At 63.3% G+C, this 24,987-nt stretch carries 23 protein-coding genes; 22 read left to right on the top strand and 1 reads right to left on the bottom strand.

Features of this window, described 5'->3' with window-relative positions:
• The first annotated feature begins 24 nt into the window (after positions 1-24).
• From cysT to JFN90_RS19220, 22 genes are all read left to right on the top strand, one after another.
• Positions 25-855 carry a sulfate ABC transporter permease subunit CysT gene (cysT, locus tag JFN90_RS19325; protein ID WP_199396755.1) on the top strand — a complete coding sequence of 277 codons (831 nt, stop codon included), beginning with the start codon at positions 25-27 and terminating at the stop codon, positions 853-855.
• A gap of 26 nt (positions 856-881) precedes the next feature.
• The gene (gene cysW, locus JFN90_RS19320; RefSeq protein WP_199396754.1) at positions 882-1,757 is read left to right on the top strand and encodes a sulfate ABC transporter permease subunit CysW; all 876 of its coding nucleotides are present in this window, start codon (positions 882-884) and stop codon (positions 1,755-1,757) included.
• 4 nt (positions 1,758-1,761) lie between these two features.
• Positions 1,762-2,832: a sulfate/molybdate ABC transporter ATP-binding protein gene (locus JFN90_RS19315; RefSeq protein WP_199396753.1), complete on the top strand. Its 1,071-nt coding sequence runs from the start codon at positions 1,762-1,764 to the stop codon at positions 2,830-2,832.
• Between the two features lie 242 nt (positions 2,833-3,074).
• Positions 3,075-3,425, top strand: coding sequence for a NifB/NifX family molybdenum-iron cluster-binding protein (locus JFN90_RS19310; RefSeq protein WP_199396752.1), 351 nt, complete (start codon positions 3,075-3,077; stop codon positions 3,423-3,425).
• 10 nt (positions 3,426-3,435) lie between these two features.
• Positions 3,436-4,365: a cysteine synthase A gene (gene cysK, locus JFN90_RS19305; protein WP_199396751.1), complete on the top strand. Its 930-nt coding sequence runs from the start codon at positions 3,436-3,438 to the stop codon at positions 4,363-4,365.
• A gap of 35 nt (positions 4,366-4,400) precedes the next feature.
• Positions 4,401-5,216, top strand: a complete 816-nt coding sequence (locus tag JFN90_RS19300) for an ABC transporter ATP-binding protein (RefSeq protein WP_199396750.1) — start codon at positions 4,401-4,403, stop codon at positions 5,214-5,216.
• A gap of 125 nt (positions 5,217-5,341) precedes the next feature.
• The gene (locus JFN90_RS19295; RefSeq protein ID WP_199396749.1) at positions 5,342-6,391 is read left to right on the top strand and encodes an ABC transporter substrate-binding protein; all 1,050 of its coding nucleotides are present in this window, start codon (positions 5,342-5,344) and stop codon (positions 6,389-6,391) included.
• Positions 6,392-6,398: 7 nt separating this feature from the next.
• A complete protein-coding gene (locus JFN90_RS19290) occupies positions 6,399-7,355 on the top strand; it encodes an ABC transporter permease (protein ID WP_199396748.1) in 957 nt (318 codons plus the stop codon).
• Positions 7,356-7,380: 25 nt separating this feature from the next.
• Entirely contained in the window at positions 7,381-8,913 is a 1,533-nt protein-coding gene (locus JFN90_RS19285; RefSeq protein ID WP_199396747.1) for a nitrogenase component 1, read from the top strand.
• The gene (locus JFN90_RS19280; RefSeq protein WP_199396746.1) at positions 8,906-10,249 is read left to right on the top strand and encodes a nitrogenase component 1; all 1,344 of its coding nucleotides are present in this window, start codon (positions 8,906-8,908) and stop codon (positions 10,247-10,249) included. Before JFN90_RS19285 ends, JFN90_RS19280 begins: the two co-directional genes overlap by 8 nt.
• 95 nt (positions 10,250-10,344) lie before the next feature.
• Complete coding sequence (locus tag JFN90_RS19275; protein ID WP_199396745.1) at positions 10,345-11,010, top strand: corrinoid protein; 666 nt, start codon at positions 10,345-10,347, stop codon at positions 11,008-11,010.
• On the top strand, positions 11,010-12,068 hold the full coding sequence (locus JFN90_RS19270) for a uroporphyrinogen decarboxylase family protein (protein WP_236019076.1): 1,059 nt from the start codon (positions 11,010-11,012) through the stop codon (positions 12,066-12,068). Before JFN90_RS19275 ends, JFN90_RS19270 begins: the two co-directional genes overlap by 1 nt.
• A gap of 209 nt (positions 12,069-12,277) precedes the next feature.
• Complete coding sequence (locus tag JFN90_RS19265) at positions 12,278-13,309, top strand: uroporphyrinogen decarboxylase family protein (RefSeq protein WP_199396744.1); 1,032 nt, start codon at positions 12,278-12,280, stop codon at positions 13,307-13,309.
• Positions 13,303-14,976: an ASKHA domain-containing protein gene (locus JFN90_RS19260; protein ID WP_199396743.1), complete on the top strand. Its 1,674-nt coding sequence runs from the start codon at positions 13,303-13,305 to the stop codon at positions 14,974-14,976. Before JFN90_RS19265 ends, JFN90_RS19260 begins: the two co-directional genes overlap by 7 nt.
• 193 nt (positions 14,977-15,169) lie before the next feature.
• On the top strand, positions 15,170-16,204 hold the full coding sequence (locus tag JFN90_RS19255; RefSeq protein ID WP_199396742.1) for an ABC transporter substrate-binding protein: 1,035 nt from the start codon (positions 15,170-15,172) through the stop codon (positions 16,202-16,204).
• A gap of 10 nt (positions 16,205-16,214) precedes the next feature.
• The gene (locus JFN90_RS19250) at positions 16,215-16,976 is read left to right on the top strand and encodes an ABC transporter permease (RefSeq protein WP_199396741.1); all 762 of its coding nucleotides are present in this window, start codon (positions 16,215-16,217) and stop codon (positions 16,974-16,976) included.
• Positions 16,977-16,989: 13 nt separating this feature from the next.
• Positions 16,990-18,363 carry an epoxyqueuosine reductase gene (locus JFN90_RS19245; RefSeq protein WP_199396740.1) on the top strand — a complete coding sequence of 458 codons (1,374 nt, stop codon included), beginning with the start codon at positions 16,990-16,992 and terminating at the stop codon, positions 18,361-18,363.
• Between the two features lie 38 nt (positions 18,364-18,401).
• Positions 18,402-18,944: a class I SAM-dependent methyltransferase gene (locus tag JFN90_RS19240; protein ID WP_199396739.1), complete on the top strand. Its 543-nt coding sequence runs from the start codon at positions 18,402-18,404 to the stop codon at positions 18,942-18,944.
• A gap of 178 nt (positions 18,945-19,122) precedes the next feature.
• Positions 19,123-19,896: an IclR family transcriptional regulator gene (locus JFN90_RS19235; protein ID WP_199396738.1), complete on the top strand. Its 774-nt coding sequence runs from the start codon at positions 19,123-19,125 to the stop codon at positions 19,894-19,896.
• 66 nt (positions 19,897-19,962) lie between these two features.
• Positions 19,963-20,820, top strand: a complete 858-nt coding sequence (locus tag JFN90_RS19230) for an AAA family ATPase (RefSeq protein WP_236019075.1) — start codon at positions 19,963-19,965, stop codon at positions 20,818-20,820.
• A gap of 4 nt (positions 20,821-20,824) precedes the next feature.
• Positions 20,825-22,003, top strand: coding sequence for a vWA domain-containing protein (locus JFN90_RS19225; protein WP_199396737.1), 1,179 nt, complete (start codon positions 20,825-20,827; stop codon positions 22,001-22,003).
• 21 nt (positions 22,004-22,024) lie between these two features.
• Positions 22,025-23,143, top strand: a complete 1,119-nt coding sequence (locus JFN90_RS19220) for a radical SAM protein (RefSeq protein ID WP_199396736.1) — start codon at positions 22,025-22,027, stop codon at positions 23,141-23,143.
• 6 nt (positions 23,144-23,149) lie between these two features.
• Here the strand turns inward: JFN90_RS19220 and JFN90_RS19215 are convergent, their stop codons facing one another.
• Complete coding sequence (locus tag JFN90_RS19215) at positions 23,150-24,898, bottom strand: sigma-54-dependent Fis family transcriptional regulator (RefSeq protein WP_199396735.1); 1,749 nt, start codon at positions 24,896-24,898, stop codon at positions 23,150-23,152.
• Positions 24,899-24,987 lie beyond the last annotated feature (89 nt).

The raw sequence follows: 24,987 nt of genomic DNA, 5'->3' as shown, positions 1-24,987 counted from the left end.
GCGGTTGTACTACAGGGGGGACCCATGGCTCGGTCCGGCGGCAAAAATAATGTCTTACCCGGATTCACTCCGGCGCTTGGTTACACCATCTTTTACCTGAGCCTTATCGTGCTCATCCCCCTTTCCGCGCTCTTCTTCAAGACCGCCACCCTCAGCTGGGACGGATTCGTCGCGGCGGTCACCGCTCCGCGCGTGCTCGCCTCCTACCGCGTCACCTTCGGCGCGTCGCTCGCGGCGGCGGTCATCAACGCCTTCTTCGGCGTCCTGGTGGCGTGGGTGCTGGTGCGCTACCGTTTCACGGGCAAAAAGCTGATCGACGCCCTGGTGGACCTCCCGTTCGCGCTGCCGACCGCAGTCGCCGGCATTACCTTGGCCAGCATCTACTCCCAGAACGGCTGGCTCGGGCGTTACCTGGAGCCGCACGGCATCAAGGTCGCCTTTACGCCGCTTGGCATCGCCGTCGCCATGGTCTTCATCGGCCTCCCCTTTGTGGTGCGGACGGTTCAGCCGGTCCTGGAGGAGCTGGACCAGGAGATCGAGGAGGCCGCTTCCTGCCTCGGGGCCAACCGGTGGCAGACCTTTCGCCGGGTGCTTTTGCCCACCATGCTCCCCGCGATCCTGACCGGCTTCGCCCTGGCTTTCGCCCGCGCCGTCGGCGAGTACGGCTCCATCATCTTCATCGCCGGCAACATGCCGATGGTTTCCGAAATCACGCCGCTGCTCATCATCACCAAGCTGGAGCAGTACGACTACGCAGGGGCCACCGCCATCGCCACGGTCATGCTGGTGGTCTCCTTTCTCATGCTCTTGTGCATCAACCTCTTGCAGAAGTGGAGCAGGCGTTTTGCTGAATAGGGACCATAACCCGGGAGGAAGCGACGATGCAGGCAGGTAAGTTGACCCAGAGATCGGAAGGGAAGGGCGCGATCACGGAACCGGCGTGGGTGCGTTACCTGCTGATTACCGCGGCGCTCGCGTTCCTGGCGCTCTTTCTCCTGATGCCGCTGGCCGCGGTCTTCGTGCAGGCCCTCGACAAGGGGTGGGAGGCCTACCTCGAAGCGCTCAAGGAACCGGACACCATCTCGGCGATCCGCCTCACCCTGATCACGGCGGCGGTCTGCGTCCCGCTGAACCTCTTCTTCGGTATCGTCGCCTCGTGGGCCATCGCCAAGTTCAGCTTTCGCGGCAAGAGTTTCCTGATCACGCTGATCGACCTCCCTTTTTCGGTCTCTCCCGTGGTGTCGGGTCTCATTTACGTGCTGATCTTCGGCCTGCAGGGATGGCTCGGCCCCTGGCTGCAGGCGCACGACATCAAGATCATTTTCGCGGTTCCGGGCATAGTTCTCGCCACGGTGTTCGTCACCTTCCCCTTCATAGCCCGGGAGTTGATCCCGCTCATGGAGTCGCAGGGGCGCGAGGAGGAGGAAGCGGCCTTGACCTTGGGGGCAAGCGGCCTGCAGACCTTCTTCCGGGTCACCTTCCCCAACATCAAGTGGGGCATCCTCTACGGCGTGATCCTGTGCAACGCGAGGGCGATGGGGGAGTTCGGCGCGGTCTCGGTCGTATCCGGTCACGTGCGCGGCTCGACCAACACCATCCCGCTCCAGGTGGAGATCCTTTACAACGAGTACAACTACGCGGCGGCCTTCGCTGTCGCCTCCCTGCTGGCCCTGCTTGCCCTGGTGACCCTCGCCATCAAGACAGTGTCCGAGTGGAAGCTGCAGCAGTCGATTTCAGTCGCGGGAAAAGAAAGGTAGAGCCATGAGCATCGATATCGAAGGGATCAGCAAGACATTTGGCGGGTTCACCGCCCTGGACAACGTGAGCCTGAAGGTTCCTTCCGGGGAACTGGTGGCGCTGCTCGGGCCGTCCGGCTCCGGGAAAACGTCTCTTTTGCGCATCATCGCCGGACTGGAGGCGCCCGACAGCGGCAGGATCCTCTTCGACGGCGAAGAGGCCACCAAGCGCCAGGTGCAGGAGCGCCAGGTCGGTTTCGTGTTCCAGCACTACGCCCTGTTCCGGCACATGACCGTGTTCGACAACATCGCCTTCGGCCTCACGGTGAAGCCCAAGAAGATTCGCCCCGGCAAGCAGGAAATCCGTGACAAGGTCAACAAACTGCTCCATCTGATCCAGTTGGAAAACCTTGCCGACCGCTATCCCGCTCAGCTCTCCGGCGGACAGCGGCAGCGCGTGGCGCTGGCCCGGGCCCTCGCCGTGGAGCCTCAGGTGCTCCTCCTGGACGAGCCGTTCGGGGCCCTGGATGCCAAGGTGAGGCTCGAGCTGCGCCGCTGGCTCAGGCGCCTGCACGACGAGATCCACGTCACCAGCGTCTTCGTGACCCACGACCAGGAGGAGGCGCTCGAAGTCGCCGACCGCATCGTGGTCATGAACAACGGGCGCATCGAGCAGCAGGGGACGCCGTCCGAGGTCTACGACCACCCGGCCACGCCGTTTGTCTACGACTTCCTGGGCAACGTCAACCTGTTCCAGGGGCGGGTGCACGAGGGGACGGCGCAGATGGGGGGGCTCAACCTGTCGTCGCCGGAAAACGCTTCGGCCCACGACGCACCCGCGGTCGGCTACGTCCGCTCGCACGACATCGCCATCGAGCGACAGGCGGGCGACCCGGGCGCCATCAAGGCCGAGGTGCGCTACCTCCTCTCCGTCGGTCCCCTGGTCCGGGTGGACCTGTTACTCCCCGACGGCAACCGCACCATCGAGGTCGATCTGACCCGGGAAGAGGCTGAACGGCTGCAGCTCACCATCGGCGAGCAGGTCTTCGCGCGGCCGCGCAAGATGCGGGTGTTCGTGGATGACTACCAGATCTGACGCCTGTTCTCTTGCGGAATAGTATTAGTCTATAAAAGTTATGGGCTAACTAGAAACATACTTGACTTGTGCCTTCACAGGCGCTATGATCGGCCCCAACATTTTGGAATAGCTCCCATAGGTGCTCTTCCACCCCACATACAACTGGTTGACCAGACAAACTGGAGGCCAAGGTTCGCGATTCCGTACGGAGTTGCCACCTTGGCCTTTTTTATTTTCCGGATCGGAAACGGAGGTGCGGCGTGGAACTGAGAGTGGCCTTGGCAACCAGTGATGGAACGTCGGTGGACCTGCACTTCGGGCGCGCCGACCGCTTCGCCATCTACCGGCTGGCCGACGGCGGGTGGGAGCACCTGGAGGACAGGCTCAATCAACCTGCCTGCGCGGGAGGCGAACACGCCGATGGTCTGCTCGAACAGGCCGCGGGGCTCATTGCCGATTGCAGGGGCGTCGCCGTGGCACGGATCGGCGTCACCGCCATGGACGTCCTCCTTGCGCGGCGCATCATCCCGTTCGTCCTGGAACTTCCGGTGACCGAAGCCCTGGCCACCCTGTGCAAATCGAAGCTGCTAACCAGATACATCAACCACTAAAGGAGGCTCTATGTCCAGAATCGCCAACAGCATCACCGACCTCATCGGGAGAACGCCCCTGCTGCGCCTCTCCGCCCGCCAGTCCGGCGGCAACGCGGAACTGGTCGCCAAGCTCGAATCCTTCAATCCCGGGGGATCGGTCAAGGACCGCATCGGCTTCGCGATGATCAAGGCCGCCGAGGAGCAGGGGCAGATCAACAAGGACACGGTGATCATCGAACCGACCAGCGGTAACACCGGCATCGCCCTCGCCTATGTCGCGGCTGCCAAAGGATACCGGCTCATCCTCACCATGCCCGACACCATGAGCATCGAGCGCCGCAACCTGTTGAAGGCCTACGGCGCCGAGCTGGTGCTCACCCCCGGTGCCAAAGGGATGAAGGGGGCCATCGAGAAGGCGACCGAACTCGCCGCGGCGACCCCCAACTCCTTCGTGCCGCAGCAGTTCAACAACGGCGCCAACCCCGCCATCCACCGCGCCACCACCGCCGAGGAGATCTGGGAGGATACCGCCGGCAGGGTGGACATCATCGTCGCAGGTATCGGTACCGGCGGCACCATCACCGGGGTGGGCGAGGTGCTCAAGGAAAGAAACCCGGCCATAAAGGTGATCGCCGTCGAGCCGCTGGACTCGCCGGTACTCTCCGGTGGCACGCCGGCGCCCCACAAGCTCCAGGGGATCGGCGCCGGCTTCGTGCCGGCCGTCCTCAACACCGAGATCTACGACGAGATCTACAAGGTGAAGAACGAGGAGGCGTTCGAGACGGCGCGCGCCCTGGCACGCGAAGAGGGGCTACTGGTCGGCATCTCCGCGGGAGCCGCGGCCTTCGCCGCACGCCAGGTCGCCCGGCGTCCGGAGAACCAGGGGAAACTGATCGTGGTCATCCTCCCCGACACCGGTGAGCGCTACCTCTCCACCGCCCTGTTCCAGGATGCCTGATCACGTCACCAAAAAACCGAGCCGGAGATACCGACATGCACGAGATAGCTCTACACAACGTCACCTTTTCCTACGGAAGCCAGATCGTTCTGGAGGAGATCAACTTCACCGCCTACGCCGGTGAGTTCGTCTGCCTCCTGGGCCCCTCCGGTTGTGGCAAGAGCACGCTGTTGCGGCTGCTGGCAGGTTTGGGTCAACCGACCTCCGGCCGCTTGACCCTTGACGGCAGCCCCATCACCGGCCCCGGCCTCGACCGTGGCGTCGTGTTCCAGGACTACAGCCTGTTCCCCTGGATGACCACGGGGCAGAACGTGATCCTGGCACTGAACCAGGCCTTCCCGGGCAAGTCAAAGGCGGAGCAGGCCGAGACCGCCCAGGCCTACCTGGAGATGGTGGGGCTGAGCGACGTGTTCGACAAGCTCCCCGGTGCTCTTTCCGGCGGCATGCGCCAGAGGGCCGCCATTGCCCGGGCCTTCGCCATCAACTCGCCGGTCCTTTTGATGGACGAGCCCTTCGGGGCGCTCGACGCCATCACCCGTGCGCGCCTGCAGGATCTGCTTTTACAGCTGTGGCAGCACAACTCTCGGGAGCGCAAGACCGTCTTCTTCGTGACCCACGACGTGGAGGAGGCGATCCTGCTCGCCAACCGCGTGGTCGTGATGGGGCTCAACCCCGGGTCGGTACGTGGCGTCTTCGAAGTGGACATCCCGCGCCCCCGCCAGCGCCAGGACCTGTACAGCGACCCCGCCTTTACCAGGCTGCGGGATCAGCTGATCCGCGAACTCAACGCGGACGTGCTCCAGGAACTGGACGGCGGCCGCACGGTGCAAAGCGCCGGCGAGGCGATCTAAGCATGCGGCGCCTCTTCGTCGATTCTTCTGCCACGCAAGCCCAAGGACAAGGTGTACCAGCAGATGCTGGTCTTCTACAAAAAGAACAACTGATACGCGCCAGCCGGCGCACAAGGAGCCATACCATGAAACGCATCGTTACCATCATCCTCTCCCTGGCGCTGCTCGCGCTGGGCGGAGTGACCGCGGGGGCCGCGGAACTGCACAAGTTCAAGGTGGGACATCTCCCCACCTCCGGACACCTGCTCTACTTCGTCGCCAAGGAAAAAGGGTTCTTTCAGCAGGAAGGGCTCGACGTGGAACTGTTCCGCTTCACCAACTCCGGCGAGGGGCTGACCGCCATCAAGAGCGGCAAGCTCGACATCGGCTCCTTCGGTACCTCGGCTCCCTTAGCCTTCATCGCCAACGGCGCCGACTTCACCATCTTCGGCGGCCAGATGGGAGAGGGGCACGCCCTGATCGCGAAGCCCGAGAACGCGGCCCGCTTCAAGGATCTCAAGAATTACCGCGGCGCCACCATCGGCGCCATCCGTCTCGCCACCGGCGACGTCGTCTTTCGCGCCGCGCTGCACCAGGCCGGGCTCGACTGGCGCAAGGACCTGACCATCAAGGAGTTCGACTCGCCCGCGGCGGTGCAGGAGGCGGTGAAAAAGGGCGCGGTCGACGCGGGCCTCACCTGGATCCCTTACTACACGATGGCCGAGAAGCAGGGGCTTGCGGTGGTGAAATACTCCGGCGACGTCATCAAGTCGCACACCTGCTGCCGCCAGGTGGCCCTGACCTCCACCGTGAAGGCGCGCCAGGCCGATTTCGAGAAGTTCATGGTGGCGCTGTTGAAGGCGTACCGCTTCTACCAGGGGAACCACAAGGAAACCGTGGACATCGTGGCCAAGTACGTCCAGATCGACAAGGCGGACCTGAACAAGGACATCTACGGCGGACACCTGCTGGTGAGCCCGGACCCGCACAAGGAGAGCGTGGTGCAGTTCTGGGACTTCATGAAGAAGGCCGATTACATCAAGTCCAGGGACGCCATAGAACCGCACATCAACACGGCCCTTTACGCACAGGCCCTGACGAACCTCTCCAGGCGCGAGCCCAAGGAGAAACTCTGGGCCAGCCTGGACCGGGATTTCCGTGACGGGGACCCGACCCTGCACATCAAAAAACACTGAGGTTGCCATGGAAGCCGTCCTATCAGCGGGAGCCCGCGTCGAGCGGGCCAGCATCGCCAGACGCCTGATCCTCTCCCCGGCGAGCGTCGTTTTCGTCCTGCTCCTTGCGGAACTGTTCTGGCCGGTACCGGGCGAGGCATATCCCGCTTACCTGCTGGCCCTGACCGCCGCGGTGGAGCTGGTTTACCTGGTGCGCCTGAGCCTGGTGCGGCGCGACAAGGGCGTGGCGGCCGCCGGTGACGTCGCCGCCATCATCTTCGGGATCCTGTTGGCCTGGCACCTCTGCACCACCCGCTTCGTGCTCGTTGACAAGATGCTCTTCCCGAAGCCGGAACCGGTGCTGCGTCTGTTCGTGAGCGAACTCCCGGACATGCTGAAGGGGCTCGTCAACTCCCTGATCCTGCTGGTGAGCGGTTACCTGATCGCGCTTGGCACCGCCATCCCTTTAGGACTCCTGGTCGGCTGGCGCGTGCGGGTCTTCAAGGCGGTGCACCCCTTCACCAAGGTGCTCGGGCCGATCCCGCCCATCGTGTACATCCCCTACGCGATAGCGCTCCTGCCGAGCTTCAGGGCCGCCTCGATTTTCGTCATCTTCATCGGCGCCTTCTGGCCGGTCTTCATCAACACCGTGAACGGGGTCTTCAACATCCACAAGGGGCTCCTCGATTCGGCGCGGGTGCTGAGCCTTTCCGAGCGGACCCTGCTCTTCAGGGTGATCCTCCCCGGGGCCATGCCGTCCATCTGCACCGGCGCCACCTTGGGCCTTGTCTTCGCCCTGGTGCTTCTGACTGCCGCGGAACTGATCGGCGCCAACTCGGGCATCGGCTGGTACGTGAAGAACTTCGCCGACTTCGCTGATTACCAGCGCGTGGTGGTCGGCATCATCTTCATCAGCATCGTCGTTACCGTCATCACCTGGGGCACCGAGCGCCTGGAGCGCCGCCTGCTGCGCTGGCGCAACTGAACACGCTACAAGGAGCTAAGACATCATGAGTTATTTCGACAACAAGGTCCCGCCCAAGCGCGAGGACCGTCTCAACGCCGTGATCGCCCACCAGGACAGCATCTGCGGCCTGGCCCGGAAAGGGAAGGGGGGCAAAAGCTGCCTCATCGACGACGGCGAACGCGGCTTCACCCAGGGGACCATCTGCCTGTTGCTGCCGGCCCTCGCCATGCTGAACTCCCTGCCGGACAACGTCGTGCTCCTGCACAGCGCGCTTGGTTGCGGCTCCTGCACCCATTCCCAAAACGCCAACGTTCGCATGGGGAGTAACGCCCGCAGGGGCAAGGCGCAGGACGGCATCTGGCTCTCCACCGCCCTCGACGAAACGGACGTCATCAGCGGCGGCGAGGACAAGCTGGAGCGGGCCATCATCGAGGCGGACCGGCGTTACCGCCCGGCGAGCATCACCATCGTGGCGGGATGCGTCCCCGGGATCATTGGCGACGACATCGACGGGGTGGCGCAGAGGCTGCAACCCCAGGTGAGCGCGAAGCTCCTTCCCGTGCACTGCCAAGGTTTCAAGACCAAGATCTGGGCCACCGCCTACGATGCGGTCTATCACACCATCGGCCGCAACCTGCTGGTAGAGAAGGGGGTGGCGGAGTACACGCCGCAGGACGAGCTGGAAGTGCTCCGCGAGCAGGAGCGGCTGGCGCGTACCGTCAACCTCATGAACGTCTCGTCCATGGGGCGGGTGGACGAGCAGGAACTGGAGCGCTTGCTGGCGAGCCTTGGCCTGGAGGTGAACGTCTTTCCCGTGTTCGCCCACCCGGATTCCTTCGTCAAGGCGACCCGCGCGGCGCTTTCCATCAGCACCTGCCCGACCCATGACGACTACTTCCTGGGCTACCTGCAGGAGCGCTTCAACGTCCCCTCCATCATCAAGCACATGCCGATCGGCATCGAGAACACGAGCCTCTGGATCAGGGATGTCGCCAAGGTGTTCGGCTTCGAGGAGCAGGCAGAGCGGCTGATCGCAGCCGAGGAGGCGGAACTGAGAGAGGCGCTTGCTGAGTTCCGTCCGCTCTTCCAGGGGAAAAAGGTCTTCGTCAGCGCCGGCGAGTTCCGCGCCCTGGCGACCGCGCGCCTGCTCCAGGAGATCGGCCTCGAGGTGGTCGGGATACGCTCCTTCCACCACGACCATTTCGCAGAGGTGGAGTACGAGAAGCTCGCCCGCGAGGCGAAGACGGATTACGTGGTCGACATCGCCAACGTGCAGCCCTTCGAGGAGGCGAACCTTCTGAACCGGCTCAAGCCTGATCTCTTCCTCGGGCATGCCAACGGCAACATGACCGCGGCGAAGCTCGGCATCCCCACCCACGTCATCTACAACACGGGGCTTGCCTACATCGGCTACCGCGGCGTCTACGAGCTCGCGCGCCGCCTGCACCGCCAACTCTCGAACCCGGCCTACAACAGGAACCTGGCCGAGAACCTGCGGCTCCCCTACAGCGACGCCTGGTACGAGGCCGAGCCGTTTTCCTATCTCAACACCCGCGGGAGGAGCGTCAATGAGTGAGAATTTTGTAGAAAGGGCACGCTATCTCTGCTCCCTGGGCGGGGCCGCCGCCACCGTGACCGCCCTGCCCGGGGGGATTCCGATCCTCCATTCCGCATCGGGGTGCGCCGGCAACTTCGCCTGGACCCAGAACGGCGGCAGCGGCCTGCAGGTGGGCGGGTACTGCGGGGGACTCACCGTCCCCAGCTCCAACGTCCAGGAAACGGAGGTGGTCTTTGGCGGCGAGGACCGGCTGCGCGAGGAGATCACGTCGACCCTCAAGGTGATGAAGGGCGGCCTCTACGTGGTGCTTACCGGCTGCGTCCCCGAGGTGATCGGCGACGACACCTTCGCGGTGGTTAACGATTTCCGCGGGGAGGGGGTGCCGATCATCGGCGCCGTCACCGGCGGCTTCCGCGGCGATTCCTACTGGGGCTACGACCTGGTGCTCCAGGCGTTGGTCAAGGATTACGTGGCCAAGGGGGCCGCCAAGGTAAAGGGGCGGGTGAACCTTTGGGGCGTGGTGCCGTACATGGACCCGTTCTGGCGCGGCAACCTCGAAGGCGCGCGGCATCTCTTGGAACTGCTGGGCCTTGAGGTCAATTCCTTCTTTACATCCGCGGACACGCTGGGAGGAATAAGGGAGGCCGGCTCGGCGGAACTCAATATCGTCCTCTCCGACCTCTACGGCCAGGGGGCGGCCCAGGTGTTCCAGGAAAAGCACGGCACCCCCTTTGTCACCACGTCGCTTCCCATCGGCGTTTCCGCTTCGGAGGCTTTCCTGCGCCAGGTCGGAGCGGCGCTGTCGCTCGACCCTGAACTGGTGCAGCGGGTGATCGACCGGGAAAAGCGGCACTACTACCAGATCCTGGAGCCGCTCACGGATTGCTATAACGACCTTGACCTGCAGCGTTACGCCGTGGTGGTCGGCGATGCGAACTACGCCGTGGCGCTGACCCGCTTTCTCGCCGACGACCTGGGGTGGTTACCGGTGCTGACCGTGGTCACCGACAGGGTGCACGAGAGCGGCCAGCCGGCCATCGCTACCCGCGTGGAGCGGCTTGCCTCCGGCTTCAGCACCAACGTCGTCTTCGAGTCCGACGCCTCGCAGGTACTCGGGCACCTGAACCGTGTCTGGCCGCGCGCGGCGGGGCAGAAGTATTACAACTCCTTCAGCCCGGCCTTCGTCGTTGGCAGTTCTCTGGATCGAGAACTCGCGCTGCAGCTCGGGGCGCCGCATCTCTCGGTCTCCTTCCCGGTTGCCAACCGTGCCGTGCTCGACCGTGGCTACACCGGCTTTCGTGGCGGCTTGAGGCTCGCCGAGGACGTCTTCGGGCAGATAGTGGCGAACAGGTAATCTCTTTGCCACCTTCCACAGAGGCCTGCACCCCCTCTCCCCCCGGGAGAGGGATAGCAGATCGGCCAGACGCAACAACTAAAGGAGGAAAGATAATGAGTGCTAGCGAGCGGGAACTTTTCCAGCGGCTTTCCGATGCCGTAGTGGAAATGGACGAGGATGAGGCGGTAGCCGTTGCCAACGAGGTGGTAGAGCGCGGCATCGACGCCTACCGGGCCATCGAGCAGGGGCTGTCAGCCGGGATGGAGCGGGCCGGGCAGCTCTTCGACGAGGAGGAATATTTCATCCCCGAACTCCTCATGTGTTCCGATGCCATGTACGCCGGCATGGACGTCCTGAAGCCGCATCTGCGCAGCGACGAAGTGGCCGAGAAGCGCAAGGTGGTGATCGGCGTGGTCGAGGGGGACACCCATGACATCGGCAAGAACCTGGTGAAGATCATGCTGGAGACCTCCGGTTTCGCCGTGACCGACCTCGGACGCGACATCCCGCCAGGCCGCTTCGTGGAGACCGCCAAGGAGATCGGTGCCGACATCATCGCCCTCTCCACCCTGATGACCACCACCATGGAGGGGATGGGGGCGGTGGTGCGCCAGTTGAGCGAGGAGGGAATCCGGGATCGCTTCAAGGTCATCGTCGGCGGCGGCCCCATCTCGCAGGGATTCGCCGACCGCATCGGCGCCGACGGCTACGCGGTCAACGCCGCGGACGCCATTCGCCTGGCCAGGTCGCTGGTAGCACCCGCTGAGGCCGCCGCCTGATGCGTCGCGACCAGATGACACCGCTTGAACGCCTGGCGGCCTACGGTGCGGGCGCGCCTGTCGACCGGCTCCCCTGCGTTCCGATCGTGGGGAACACGGCGGCGCGGGTGATCGGGGTGAAGGTCGGCGATTTCAGGGGCAACGGCGCATTGATCGCCGAGGCGCAGGTGGCGGCGTACCGACTCTTCGGCTACGACATCATCAGGATCTTCACCGACCTCTACACCCAGGCTGAAGCGATGGGTGCCAAGGTGACCTATCCGGAGGACGAGACCGCCTTCCTCGCGGCCCCAGCCATCGACGACCTTGGGGACATCGACCGCCTGCGCCCGGCAGATCCCTATCGGGACGGCTATTTGCCTCAGCACCTGGAGGCGATGCGCCGCGCGGTGGATCAGGTGGGGAACGAGGTGGCGGTGACGGGAGCGGTGACCTGCCCCTTCACCAACGCCTCCTTCCTGGTCGGAGCCGACAAGCTGGTCCGCCTCATGATGCGCGCGCCGGAAAAGGTGCACCACCTGTGCGAGCTGTCGCTGCAGACCAACATCGCTTACGCCGGCGCCATCATAGACGCCGGCTGCACGCCGAGCCTGACCGATGCCATGTCTTCCATGTCCGTGATCAGCCCGCGCCAGTTTAGGGAATTCTCCTTTCCCTACCTGGAACGGCTCATCGACTACATTCATGGCCGCGGCACGAGCGTCACGCTGCACATCTGCGGCAAGACCGCCGGCATCTGGGAAGCGATGGTGGAGGCGGGTGCCGATTGCCTCAGCATCGACAACGATGCCGACCTGGGCGAGGCGCGTCTCGCCGTCGGCGACCGGGTGCGCCTCATGGGCAACGTGCACCCTTCCGAGGTGATGCTGCAAGGGATCCCCGACGCGGTGGGCCGGGCGACGCTCTCCTGTCTCGCCCAGGCGAAGGACAGTCCCAAGGGATTCATCGTCGCCTCCGGCTGCAGCCTCCCCACAGAGACCCCCTTCGCCAACATCCACGCCATGCTCGACACCGTTCGCGCCGCCGGTTGGCCGGCACGGACTCTCCCCCTCCCTTGACGGGAGGGGGCCGGGGGGTGGGTGACGCTGCCATGACCAATGAAGGTGGCACCTTCCCCCACCCCCTCACCCCCTCCCGAAAGGGGAGGGGGGACCAAAGGCAGCTTTGCCCGTCTGAGCCGCTGCGCGCCCCCTCCCTGGCCCTCCCCCTCCGGGGGCGGGGACGCTGGGGTGAACATGATTGCCAGAATGACACAGGAGTTCCCGATATGAGCCTAAGCCCAAAAGAGCGGCTGCTCGACACCCTCGCCAAGAAGAAGGTAGACCGACCGCCGGTGATCTGCACCGGCGGCATGATGAACGCCGCCGTGGTGGATGTCATGACCCGCACCGGCCACACCCTCCCGGAAGGACACTTCCGCTCCGACCTGATGGCGGAACTCGCCACTGACGTCAACCACGACACCGGCTTCGAGAACTTCGGCATCCCGTTTTGCATGACGGTCGAGGCGGAGGTGCTCGGCAGCGAGATCGACTTCGGCACCCTTGCCTGCGAGCCGAAGATCACGCACGAATCTTTCGCCTCGAATGCCCTGGTGCAGTTTCGCGATATCGACACGATGCTCGACTCCGGGCGCATCCGGCAGGTGGCCGAGGCGGCGCTCCTTTTGAGCCGTTCCAACCCGGATGTCCCCGTCATCGGCAGCATTACCGGACCGGTCAGCACCGCCGCCTCCATCGTCGATCCCATGACCTTTCTGAAGGAGTTGCATAAAAAGCGGGAAGATTCCCACCGCGTCCTCGACTACGTGAGCGAGTTCCTGATCTCCTTTGCACGGCTACTGGTCGAGGGTGGCGCCAGCGCCATCTGCATCGGCGACCCCACCGCTACCGGCGAGATCCTCGGGCCGCGCCTGTTCCAGGAGTATGCCGTCACCTACCTGAACAAGGTTATCGACGGCATCCACGCCACCGGCGTGCCCGTCCTGGTGCACATCTGCGGCGAGATGAAAGCCGTGACGCCTTCCATCCCGAAGCTGCACAGCGACGCCATCAGCACCGACGCCTTCGTGAACCTGAAACTACTGAAAGAGGAATACCCGCAGCTCACCACCATGGGCAACCTGAGCACCTTCCTGCTGGAACTGGGCGATCCCGACAAGGTTTCGCGGCACACCGCCGGGCTCGTGCGGGACGGCATCGACATCATCTCGCCCGCTTGCGGCCTGAGTACCGCATCCGCGGTCGGCAATATCCAGGCGATGACTCAAACGGTGAAGGATGGAGGCCGCGGATGGTAACGGTCCAGTTTCTACCGGATGATAAACGGATCAGCGTGCCGGCGGGTTCCACCATCCTTGAAGCCGCTCGCGCCGCAGGCGTCACCATCGATTCCCCCTGTAATGGCGCGGTGGTTTGCGGCAAGTGCGTGGTGCAGCTCTCCCCTGATGATCTGGCGCGGGTGGTCGAGAAGGGGGCGCATCAGCTTTCCGCCGAAGAACGATCGCGCGGGCAGGTGCTCGCCTGCGCGGCCGAGGTGCATGGCGATATCACCGTCGTGGTTCCCGAGGGGGCGTCGCTGCGTGATCTAAAAATCCGCAGTCACGGCGAGGCTGCCGCCGTCGAACTGGCGCCGCACATTACCAAGGCATACCTGCCGGAACTGAACGCGACGCGGGTGTACGCGGGTGGAGCGCTGTTGATCGAAGAGGAGGGGGATACTGTCGACGAGAGCTATGGCGTGGTCGTGGACATAGGTACTACCACCCTGGTCGTCGCACTGGTGAGCCTGACATCGGGAAGCCAATTGGCAGCGGCCTCGGCTCTCAACCCGCAGAGCCGCCACGCCCAGGACGTCCTGTCCCGCATCAAGATCGGATCGGAGCAGCGCGGACTCGAGGAGTTGCGCAGCGGAGTCATCGGCGAGATCAACGCCCTCATCGGCCAGACTGTTGCCGAGGCCGGAGTCGACAGGGACCGGATCTACGAAGTGATCTTCAGCGGCAACACCTGCATGCTGCACTTGGCCGCCGGGGCAGACCCCGCGCCTCTCGGTAAATATCCCTACACCTCGACCCTGACCTGCGTCGCCTGGCTCCCAGCGCAGGCCACCGGTATCGAGATCGCCCACGGCGGGCTCGTCTACCTCCCCCCGGTCATCTCCGGGTACATCGGCGCCGACATCACGGCAGGGCTGCAGGCGGTCCGGTTGCACGAAAGCGAGGAGACCGTGCTCTTCGTGGATATCGGCACCAATGGCGAGATGGCGATTGCCCGCGACGGCAAGCTCTGGGCAACCTCGACCGCAGCTGGACCCGCGTTCGAGGGGATGAACATCCGCTTCGGCATGAGAGCGGGGGAGGGGGCCATAGAGCGCTGCAGCTTCCAGGCGGACGGCTCGCTGGAGCTCCGGACCATTGCCGGGACAGAGGCCGTCGGCATCTGCGGGTCCGGTCTGATGGACATCGTGGCGGAACTGGTCGCGCATGGCGTGGTCGGCAAGAACGGCAAATTCGTGCGACCCGACAGCGGGGGGCTCCCCGCCAAGCTGGCCGAGCGGCTGGTGGAGCGGGATGGCAAACCGGCGTTCCTGCTTACCGAGAAGGTCTGGCTGACGCAGAAGGACGTGCGCCAGGTGCAACTCGCCAAGGGGGCGATCCGCGCCGGCGTGGAATTCCTGTTGCGCGAGGCGTCCGTCCCGGTGAACGAACTGCAGCAGGTCTTGATCGCGGGTTCCTTCGGCTACCATCTCACCGCCGAAAGTCTCACCACCATCGGATTACTCCCCGCCGGCACCGCCGGACGGATCAGTTTCGTCGGCAACACCGCCAAAAGCGGAGGGGAAGCGTTCCTGTTGAACAGCGCCTCCCGCCGCGAGATGAGCGATCTTGTGCAGCAGGTCCAGGTCGTGGAGCTGGCTAACTGCAAGGACTTCGACCAAGTCTTCGTGGCGGCCCTGTCGTTTTGAGCGCCGCCTGAAGATTACACTATAAAACTTATAGGCTTTATATTTTTATTGTTGACTCCGGTCGCGGCCGGTGCTATGTTTGCCACCACAGTTCAATAGTGGTGGCTGACCAGAGACACTGGAGGCCAGGCAAGTACGGTGATGAAACCGTCTAGCCTGGCCTTTTTTATTTCCACGAACAAAGGAGCGAACGATGAGATCGATATGGAAGAGACTGATGGTGGTGGCAGTTGCCGCCCTGGGCTTGGCGGCGCAGGCTGACGCCGTGGTTGCCAAGACAAAGCTGAAGGTAGGGTACGCGCCGGGCGGGGGGAGCGTCCTCACCTTCCTGGCGCAGGATCAGAAGCTGTTCGAGAAAGAGGGGGTAGAGGTGGAACTGGTGCAGTTCGCCAGCTCTTCGGACGGGCTCAACGCGCTCAACAGCGGCAAGATCGACATCGGCGTCTCTTTCGGCACCGCCGGTCCACTTACCTTCATCTCCAAGGGAAGCGATTTCTCCATCATCGGCGGCCACCTCTCGGGCGGGCACCCGGTCATCGCTCTGCCGGGAAAGGCGCAGAACTTCAAGACCATCGGGGACTTCCGCGGCAAGACCGTCGCGACCCCGCGCATCTACACCGCCGACATCGTCTGGCGCGGCGCCCTGAAGCGTGCCGGCCTCGACCCCAACAAGGACGTCAAGATCATCGAACTGAAGAACCCCTCGGCGGTACTCGAAGCGGTCAAATCCGGCAAGGCTGACGTCGGCATCGGCGCGTCGTCGATACTTCTCAAGGCGAAGGAATCCGGCGTCGCGGTGGTCGGCTGGAGCAACTACTTCTTTCCCCAGCACCCCTGCTGCCGCATCGTCGCCAGGGGCAAGGCGGTCAAGGAAGATCCCGAAGCCTATCGTGCGTTCCTGAGAGCGATCCTGCAGGCGGAAAAGATCAAGACCCAGAACCCGGAACTGGCGGTGGAGGTGAACAAGCGCGTCCTGAACATCGACGACAAGATGGCGCGGGAGTTCACCCTGGAGCCGCACCAGGAAACCCATGCCGACCCGAACCGGAAGGGGGTCGCGCAGATGTGGCACGACATGAAAAGCATCGACTACGTGGAAGGGGACATCGACCTGAACCGCTACGTGAACGTCGATCTCTACCGCAACGCCCTTAAGGAACTGCAGCGGCGCAACCCCAAGGACAAGTTCTATCGCGAGGCGAAAAAGCGCTTCGACCGCCAGAATTGAGGCAATCGTCATGGTTGAGCAACTGATCAAAAAGTACAGCGGATCGGCGGCAGTCATCCTGCTGCTGGTGCTGCTCTTCGAGGCAGCCACGGACTGGTCCGGTTGGCTGGAGCCGGTGCTTTTCCCGGGACTATCCAAGATCCTGCCGGCATTCGGTAAATCGTTCCCGAAACTGGTGCTGGGTTTTGGCAACTCCATGGGAATGCTGGCACCGAGCTATTTCCTGGCGCTGGCCCTGGGTATTGGCGGCGGGCTGGTTATTGGCTCCTCGTCATGGCTGCGCGGCCTGCTCATGCCGGTTTTCCGCGGCGTGAGCCCGATCCCGCCGACCATGCTGATCCCGTACGCCATCGCCATACTCCCGACCTTCTGGCTTTCCTCCGCCTTCATCATTTTCGCCGGCGCCTTCTGGCCCATCCTGATGGGAACCATTCATGGTGTGGTGCACCTGGAGGAGCGCTACATCGAGAACGCCAGGACTCTGGGGCTGGGTGGATTCCGCCTCTATCGCAACGTCATCCTCCCCGGCGCGCTCCCCATGATCTTCAGCGGCGCCGGCATGGCGCTGGTCTTCAGCTTCATCCTGCTGACCGTCGCCGAGATGTTCGGCGCCAAGTCCGGCATGGGGCATTTCATCCAGTACAACGCCGACTTCTCCGATTATCCCAAGGTCCTGGCGGGCATGCTCTTCATGTCGCTGGTGATCATCCTGATCATGGAACTTTTCGACCTGGTGCAGCGCCGCATGCTGCACTGGACCGGCAAACGCTGACGAGAGGCACCCGATGAGCGAAAATACCGACACCAGCAAGTCCCTGTTTGAAAACGAGATCCCTAAATGGGGCGAGCCGTATCCCCGCAAGCTGGACCGCCAGTCGGTGCTGGAGGCCCTGACGGATTATATTCTCGGGGCCAACTACCGTGGCTACCGCCCCGATTCCCGCAAAATGTTGGCCGTGCGCAGCAGCGACCGCACCGCCACGCTGCGCAACTTCGCGGCGCCGCTGCGGCAGGAGGTGTACTACTTCATTGAAGGGGAGATCTTTCCGGAGCCGGGGATGACCAAACTAGGGGAGGGGGAGACCCCGGGCGAACTCGCCTCCCGACTTTTGGATGGGACCTTCGAACAGCTCTACATCTGGGTCGCCTACGATCTCACCAAGGGTTCTCCTCCCGGCTTCCGAAAGCCCTTCGACCAGCCGGCGATCGTCAAAGGATCTCTGCACGCGAATCCGGAGCAAGTGACCCGGGACGAGGCGCGGCGTGAAGGGGTCAACCCTGACTTCTACCTTCCCGATCCAGCTCCCGTCTCGGTCGTGGAACGGGAAGGGGCGGATGATGTCGCGCTGGAGGAAGTGCTGCGCCACGTGACTGACCTGGTGCGCAGGGACTTCCGCAACGCCCTGCCTGAGGGAGATAACCCGCCCATATGGGACCTCCCCCTGATCGGCGTTGCCTCGGCCGAAGATCCGCTCTTCGAGCGGTTCCAGGACCCGGAGGTGGTCGGCCCGATGCACCGGTTGCCGCAGGAGTGGCTCCCCGGCGCCCGTTCCATCATCAGCGTTTTCCTCCCCTTCACTGGGCACATCACCGAACACTACGCCAAGGATCAACGCTACTCCGCCATCGAGTTCTCCTCAGGGAAGTGGAACGGCTCCAAATTCCTGAACGTGGTGCGCCGGTCGTTGATCCGTTTCGCCGAGCGTCACGGGGGGAGGGCGGTCGCGCCCAATATCGATCCCCGCTACGATTCCGACGATTGGCGCCCGTTCTGGTCCGAGCGGCATACCGCCTTCGCCGCCGGCCTCGGCACCTTCGGGCTGCATCAGAATTTCATATCCGAAAAAGGCGCGCTCGGGCGGTTGTGCAGCGTGATCACCGATTTGAAACTCACCCCAACGCCACGTCCCTACACCGAGGTTTACCAGTACTGTCTCTACGCTTTCGACGGGAGCTGTGACGCCTGCATCAGGCGCTGCCCGACGGGAGCGATCACCAAGACCGGCAAGATCCCGGGGCGCTGCGAAACGCACGGCAATAAGGAGCACTTCTCCGCCTGGAACTACGGTTCCTGCGGGCACTGTTCCACCCAGATTCCGTGTGCCAGGCAAATTCCGCCCCGCATCAGGAAAACCCTTCAACTCAAGCCGCGGTTGTGACCGGATGATCCGCTGTCACCGCCGTATCAGGAGCACATATGGCGACCGCAGCAATAAGTGTCAGCAAATACCTGGAGTTTTTCCGCAAGAAAGAGGTGCGCTCGGTCCTCGATTACGGCGCGGGCACCCTGCGCAATTCGGCCTTCATGGCCGAGGCAGGTTTCCGGGTGTATGCGGCGGACCTTCCGGTACAGGTAGCCCGCATCGTGAAGATGGATAGTGCCAGGAAGCTTGCCGGTGTTCTTGCCGTCGATGAGCTAAGCCACGGCACGCTCGATGTGGACTTGGTGCTCTCCAGTTACGTCTTGAACATCATCCCCGACGGCACAGAGAAGAGCCGGTATCTGAAGAACATAGTCCTCAACCTGCGCCCCGATGGGTACCTCCTGGTCGAGGTGCGCTGCCGGAATTCAGTGCCCCAATGCAGCAGTGGCTGCGCGCACGGGGCGAGCTGCCCGAACTGCATCAAGACCTACTCCCATCTGGAACTCGATCAACTGGTCGAGTCGCAGGGATTCAGGCGCGTTAGCCACTACTACCGCCGCCACTCCGTCGCGGTTCTGTATCAAAGGTTTTCGTAGTTGGTGTTGGGACCAGAATGGTCCCCTTAAAAGCTGTCGATTGAGGAGAGGGCACATCCGAACCGGACTCCGGCAGTTAGGTGTTTGACACGCTTATCTTAATATGGTATTGAAGTACTTCATTACTATATTATGCGGCTTTGCACAGGTACGGAGGGCAGTACAGAGGAAGCCAATCATGACAAAGGGCAGGGAAAAGACGAGCTATAACCGAAGTGTCAGCCGGGCGCTGGATGTTCTGGAGCAGTTTCTTGGGGAGGATCACGAAGTCGGCTTGACTGACCTGAGTCGACGCCTCAAGTTGCCTAAGAACAACGTGTTCCGGTTGCTGGCCACGTTGCAACTGCGCGACTACATCAGCAAGGACGAGGTGACTGAGCGCTACCGCCTTGGGTACAAGACGGTAGAACTGTCTCAGAACGCCTTCCGGCAGCGAGGCCTGGGACGATCTCGGGCGGTGATGGAGCGGCTTGTGCGCGAATGCAACGAGACGGCGTGCGTCTCCATCATGGCGGATTACAGCGTGATCAATCTCGATGCGGTGCAGTGTGACCACAACCTGCGGGTCATGCCTGCTCTTGGTGTGCATTTGCCGGCCTACTGCACAGCACCCGGTAAGTCGCTTCTGGCCCACTTCGCGGAGGAGGCCATCGTCAAATACGCCTCCACCAACAAGTTCGAGAAGCACACGCCGCACACCATCGTCGATCCGGTGCGCTGGAAGCGCCAACTGCGGGTGATCGCCCAACAGGGGTACGCGGTGGAGGTTGAGGAACTGGACCTGGGCGTTACCAGCGTGGGCGCCCCCATCCGCGACTACACGTCGCGCGTCATCGGCGCCCTCAGCATCCTGGGACCTTCGCAGCGTTTTCCGCTCGAAAGGATGGAGCAGGAACTGGTGCCGCTGCTGAAACAGGGGGCCGCCGATATCTCCGCCAGGTTCGGCTATTAATCGAGGAGCGTCACGGCTCTTCAACGCCAAGGCATTGGCTGCAGGTCGATGCTCACAGGGAACAACATGAACGACATGAAATTTGCGGGAACTGAGTCTTACATAGCGACGGAAGACCTGAAGCTTGCCGTCAACTCGTCCATGGTGCTGGGGAGGCCGCTGCTTGTGAAGGGGGAACCGGGAACGGGGAAAACCATGCTCGCGGAAGAGGTGGCCCGCGCGCTGGATAAGCCGCTGTTCCAGTGGCACATCAAGTCGAGCACCAAGGCGCAGCAGGGGCTCTACGAGTATGACGCGGTGTCGCGCCTGAGGGATTCGCAACTTGGCGACGCGCGGGTGCACCAGATCGGGAACTACATCGTGAAGGGGAAGCTCTGGGAAGCGTTCGAGTCGGAACGGCAGGCGGTGCTGCTTATCGACGAGGTGGACAAGGCGGACATCGAGTTCCCCAATGACCTTTTGCGCGAGCTGGACCGGATGGAGTTCTATGTCTACGAGACCAAGGAACTGGTGCAGGCGAGACACCGCCCGGTGATCATCATCACCAGCAACAATGAGAAGGAACTTCCCGACGCTTTCCTGCGCCGCTGTTTCTTCCATTACATCACTTTTCCGGACCGGGAGACGCTGGAGTCCATCGTGTCGGTGCACCATCCCGGCCTGGACCGAGCCCTGGTGACGGAGGCCCTGGAGGTGTTCCTGGGCGTCAGGGAGATGCCCGGCATGAAGAAGAAACCGTCCACTTCCGAGCTTCTCGACTGGCTCAAGATCCTGGCAGCGGAAGGGATTTCTCCCAAGGCCCTGCAGGCTGCGGCAAAGGAGCGGGGGATGCCTCCCCTGCATGGGGCGCTTTTGAAAAACGAGCAGGACCTGCAGCTGTTCCAGACGCCGGCCCGGCGCGCGGGACTGGGCTTCCGGGCCTGACGACGTGCTGATCGACTTCTTCCTGGGGCTGAAGCGGGCCGGAGTCCCGGTCACGCTGAACGAGTTCCTGACCCTGCTCGAGGCACTGGAGAAACGGCTGGCGTTTGGCAGCGCCGAGGAATTTTACTTCCTGGCGCGCCTTATCCTGGTGAAGGACGAGGTCAACTACGACAAGTTCGACCGCGTCTTCATGTTGTTCTTCGAGGGGGCAACGGTGGGGGAAGGCGAACTTTTCGCCGAGATTCCCGAGGAGTGGCTGCGCAAGATCAAGGAGAAGTTCCTCTCCGAGGAGGAAAAACGCCAGATCCAGGCGCTGGGGGGGCTGGACAAGCTCCTCGAGACGCTGAGGCAGCGCCTTGCCGAGCAGAAGGAGCGGCACCAGGGGGGAAGCAAGTGGATCGGCACCGGCGGCACCTCTCCCTTCGGCGCCTACGGCTACCACCCCGAGGGGATCCGGATCGGGCAGGCGGAGTCGCGTCATCGCCGCGCGGTCAAGGTGTGGGATAAGCGGGAGTTTCGTAACCTCGACGGGTCAGCCGAACTCGGCACCCGCAACATGAAGATGGCCCTGCGCCGCGTGCGCGATTTTGCCCGCGAGGGGGCCAAGGAGGAACTCGACCTTCCTGCCACCATCCGGGCCACCGCCAAAAACGCCGGGTACCTCGATCTGCGCATGGTCCCGGAGCGGCACAACAAGGTGAAGGTGCTTTTGTTGCTGGACGTCGGCGGGTCGATGGACCCCCACGTCGAAGAGTGCGAGCAGCTCTTCTGCGCCGCCCGCAGCGAGTTCAAGCACCTGGAGCATTTCTACTTCCACAACTGCGTCTATGAAAAGCTCTGGCGCGACAACAGGCGCCGTCACCAGCATCATCTCCCCACCCTCGATTTGATCCACCACTTCGGGCCGGACTGGAAGCTGATCCTGGTCGGGGATGCCACCATGGGACCCTACGAGATCGAGTGGCCGGGGGGGAGCGTGGAGCACGACAACGCCGAGGCGGGGTCGGTGTGGCTGTCCCGGCTGCTGGCCCAGTACCAGCGCGCCGTCTGGCTGAACCCCGTGCCGCAGCGCGAGTGGGACCTCACCAGTTCCGTCCGCATCGTCCGCCGGCTGATGGAGAACCGCATGTTCCCGCTGACCGTGGACGGGGTAGGGCAGGCCGTCGAGCTGCTGAACAGGTAACGCCCCCTTCAGGAGGTTCCCATGACACCATACGCCGGGTTCGAGCAGGGCCCGATCCGCCCCCCCAGCGAGGCCGACAGCCTCTTAATCCGCGTGAACCGGAACTGTCCCTGGAACCGCTGCACCTTCTGCTCCCTCTACAAGAAGCGGAAGTTCTCCATCCGGCCGGTCGAGGACGTCATCCGTGACATCGACACCATCCACCATTTCACCAAAGAGATCGCCGCGGGGGCGCCACCGCAATCCCTAAGAGGGGACCAGCAGGAAGTGCTCGCTGCCTGGAGCTGGTACTGCGCCGGCATGGAGTCGGTATTCCTGCAGGATGCCGACAGCTTCACCTATCGGCCGGAAAACCTGCTGCGGATCCTCCACCACCTGCGCGAGAGGTTTCCAGGGGTGAAGCGGGTCACCTGCTATGCCCGCTCCGCGAGCCTCGCCCGAACCCCTGACGGCGCGCTGAAGGAACTTGCCGCGGCCGGGCTGAACCGGATTCACGTGGGGATGGAGAGCGGTTCGGAGACGCTGCTCAAGCTGGTGCGCAAGGGGGTGGGGAAGGAGGAGCAGGTCGCGGCGGGGCTCAAGGTAAAGGGTGCGGGGATGGAACTCTCGGAGTATTTCCTTGCCGGTCTGGGGGGGACGGAGCTTTCGCGCGAGCACGCCGAAGAGAGCGCCGACGTCATCAACCGGATCAACCCGGACTTCATCCGTTTCAGGGCGCTGCACATACTGGACGGGCGGGACCTTTTCCCGGACAGCGGCGACATACGCTTCCGTCCGGCGCCCGACCTGGTGCTGGCACGGGAGATCCGCACCTTCCTGGAACGCCTCGACGGCATCACCAGCGCGGTCAGAAGCGACCATGGCTTCAACCTGTTCCAGGAGATCAACGGCGCCTTTCCCGGCGGCAAGGTGTGCATGGTCGCCGTCCCCACGAGGTTCATGGAGCTGGAACCGGAACAGCGGGTGCTGTACCAAGTGGGAAAAAGGACGGGACACCTGCAGCGGCTCGACGACCTGCAGCGCCCCGAACGGGTCGACCCGGTGCGGGAGATGTGCCGAAAATCCGGGATCACTGCGGCGAACGTGGATGAGCGGGTGCACGAGATGATGCAGGAGAGGATGAGACGGGGGATCTACTAGTGACCCTCAGCAGACGTCGGGGTTGACAAAAGGATCCTGGAGGCGGAACGAGTCCTCCCCCTTCTGCTGCAGGCTCCCCAGGCGGTAGGCAAGCTGCGGGCGGGTGAGCCCCAGCGCACGCGCCGAAGCGGCAAGATTGCCCCCCTCCTTCTCCACGGCTGCCCTGATAATCATGTTCTCCAACTGCTCAAGGGGTAGACCGCCTTCCAGAACCGCCTCGCACAGCGCCTTTCCCGCCGAACTGCGATTGAGGTCGAGGTTGCCGGTGCTGTTGAGGCTATACTCCTGGTTTGCTTCCTCCACGGTCGAGGAGAACATCTGCTCCAGCTCGATGCGGGCGCCGTGCTGCGCCAGGATCACCCCGCGCTCCACCATGTTCTGCAGTTCGCGGATGTTGCCGGGCCACGGGTACGCCAGCAGGGCCCGCTTCGCCTTGTCGGTGAAGCCCCGCAGCTTCTTTCCCTGTATCGCCGCGTATTTCTCCATGAAGCGCTCAGCGAGCAGCAGGATGTCCTCCTTCCTCTCCCTGAGCGACGGGATCTTGACCAGGAACGCGTTGAGACGATAGTAGAGGTCCGAGCGGAACTTCCCTTCACTCACCAGCTGTTTCAGATCGATGTTGGTGGCCGCCACCAGCCTTACGTCCACCTTGCGAATCTTGTGGTCTCCCAGCCGCTCTATTTCCCCCTCCTGCAACACGCGCAGAAGTTTCGCCTGCGCCGGCAGTGGCAGATCACCGATCTCATCAAGGAACAGGGTGCCGCCGCTGGCCCGCTCGAAGCGCCCGGGGCGTGATGCGAGCGCGCCGGTGTAGGCCCCTTTTTCCACGCCGAACAGCTCCGATTCCACCAGGTCATGGGGGATAGCGGCGCAGTTCACAGCGATGAACGGGGCCTTGCTCCTGCTGCTTCGCTCGTGCAGGGTGCGCGCGAACACCTCCTTGCCGACCCCGGTCTCCCCCTGCAAGAGGACCGTGATCTGACTTCCCGCCGCCTGCTTGAGCAGGCCGTAAGCCGACAAAAACGCCGGTGATTTGCCCACCACGTCCGCGGGGAGCTTCTCCTTCTCGTTAATGGCCGAGCGCAGCTCCACCACTTGGTTCTGCAGTTCCCTGAGCTCTTCGGCTATCGGATCGGGGTGGAAGATCCTTTTGAACTCCTCCGTGTCATCCCATTCCTCCAGGGGCTTGCCGACGGTGCGGCAATGCTTGTCCCCCTTGCCGATGCACTCCACCTCCTTGTACAGGATGGGGCGCCCCATGAGCGCCGAGGTGTAGCCGCAGGCATAGCCGATTTGGCTCCAGCAGGTCGGGGCTGAGTGGGGACCGTAGTGTCTCATGTGCCAGTTCCCTTCCCAGGAGTTCTCCCACATGAACTGACCGGAGAACTTCCCCGCGGTACGGTCGACCTCCAATTCCAGCGTGGTGACCTTGGCGACCCCTTCCAGCGTGTGCAGCTGAGTCCCGACCAGGAACGCCTCCTGGTCCGAGACCCCTTCGAGCTGTCTTTTGAACACCTCCGCGTCCTGAACGCCGGAAGCGAAACCCATGCGCATGAGCAGGGCTCTGGCGCGGGCCATACCGAGGGTGTCGATCAGTTCCCGGCGCATGGCCCCTTGCGCCTCCGCGTGGATCAGCAGCATGCGGTGTTCGTGCAGCCAGATGTTGCCGGTATCGGCGCAAAAGTGCACCAGGGAGCGTACCTTGTTCCTGGTGGCATCGCCGGGAATGTTTTTCTTTTTCTGCGATTTGCTCATCTTCGTCCTGCCCTCCAGATCGGTCCAATTACAACAAAAATGCGACCAGGACCTGCCCTTACTCTCTGACCCTCTCCCGCTACCGGAGG

This window comes from Geomonas propionica (assembly GCF_016458235.1).
GTDB lineage: Bacteria > Desulfobacterota > Desulfuromonadia > Geobacterales > Geobacteraceae > Geomonas > Geomonas propionica.
The sequence above is the reverse complement of the archived record's forward strand: the minus strand, read 5'-3'. Positions and strand labels throughout refer to the sequence as shown.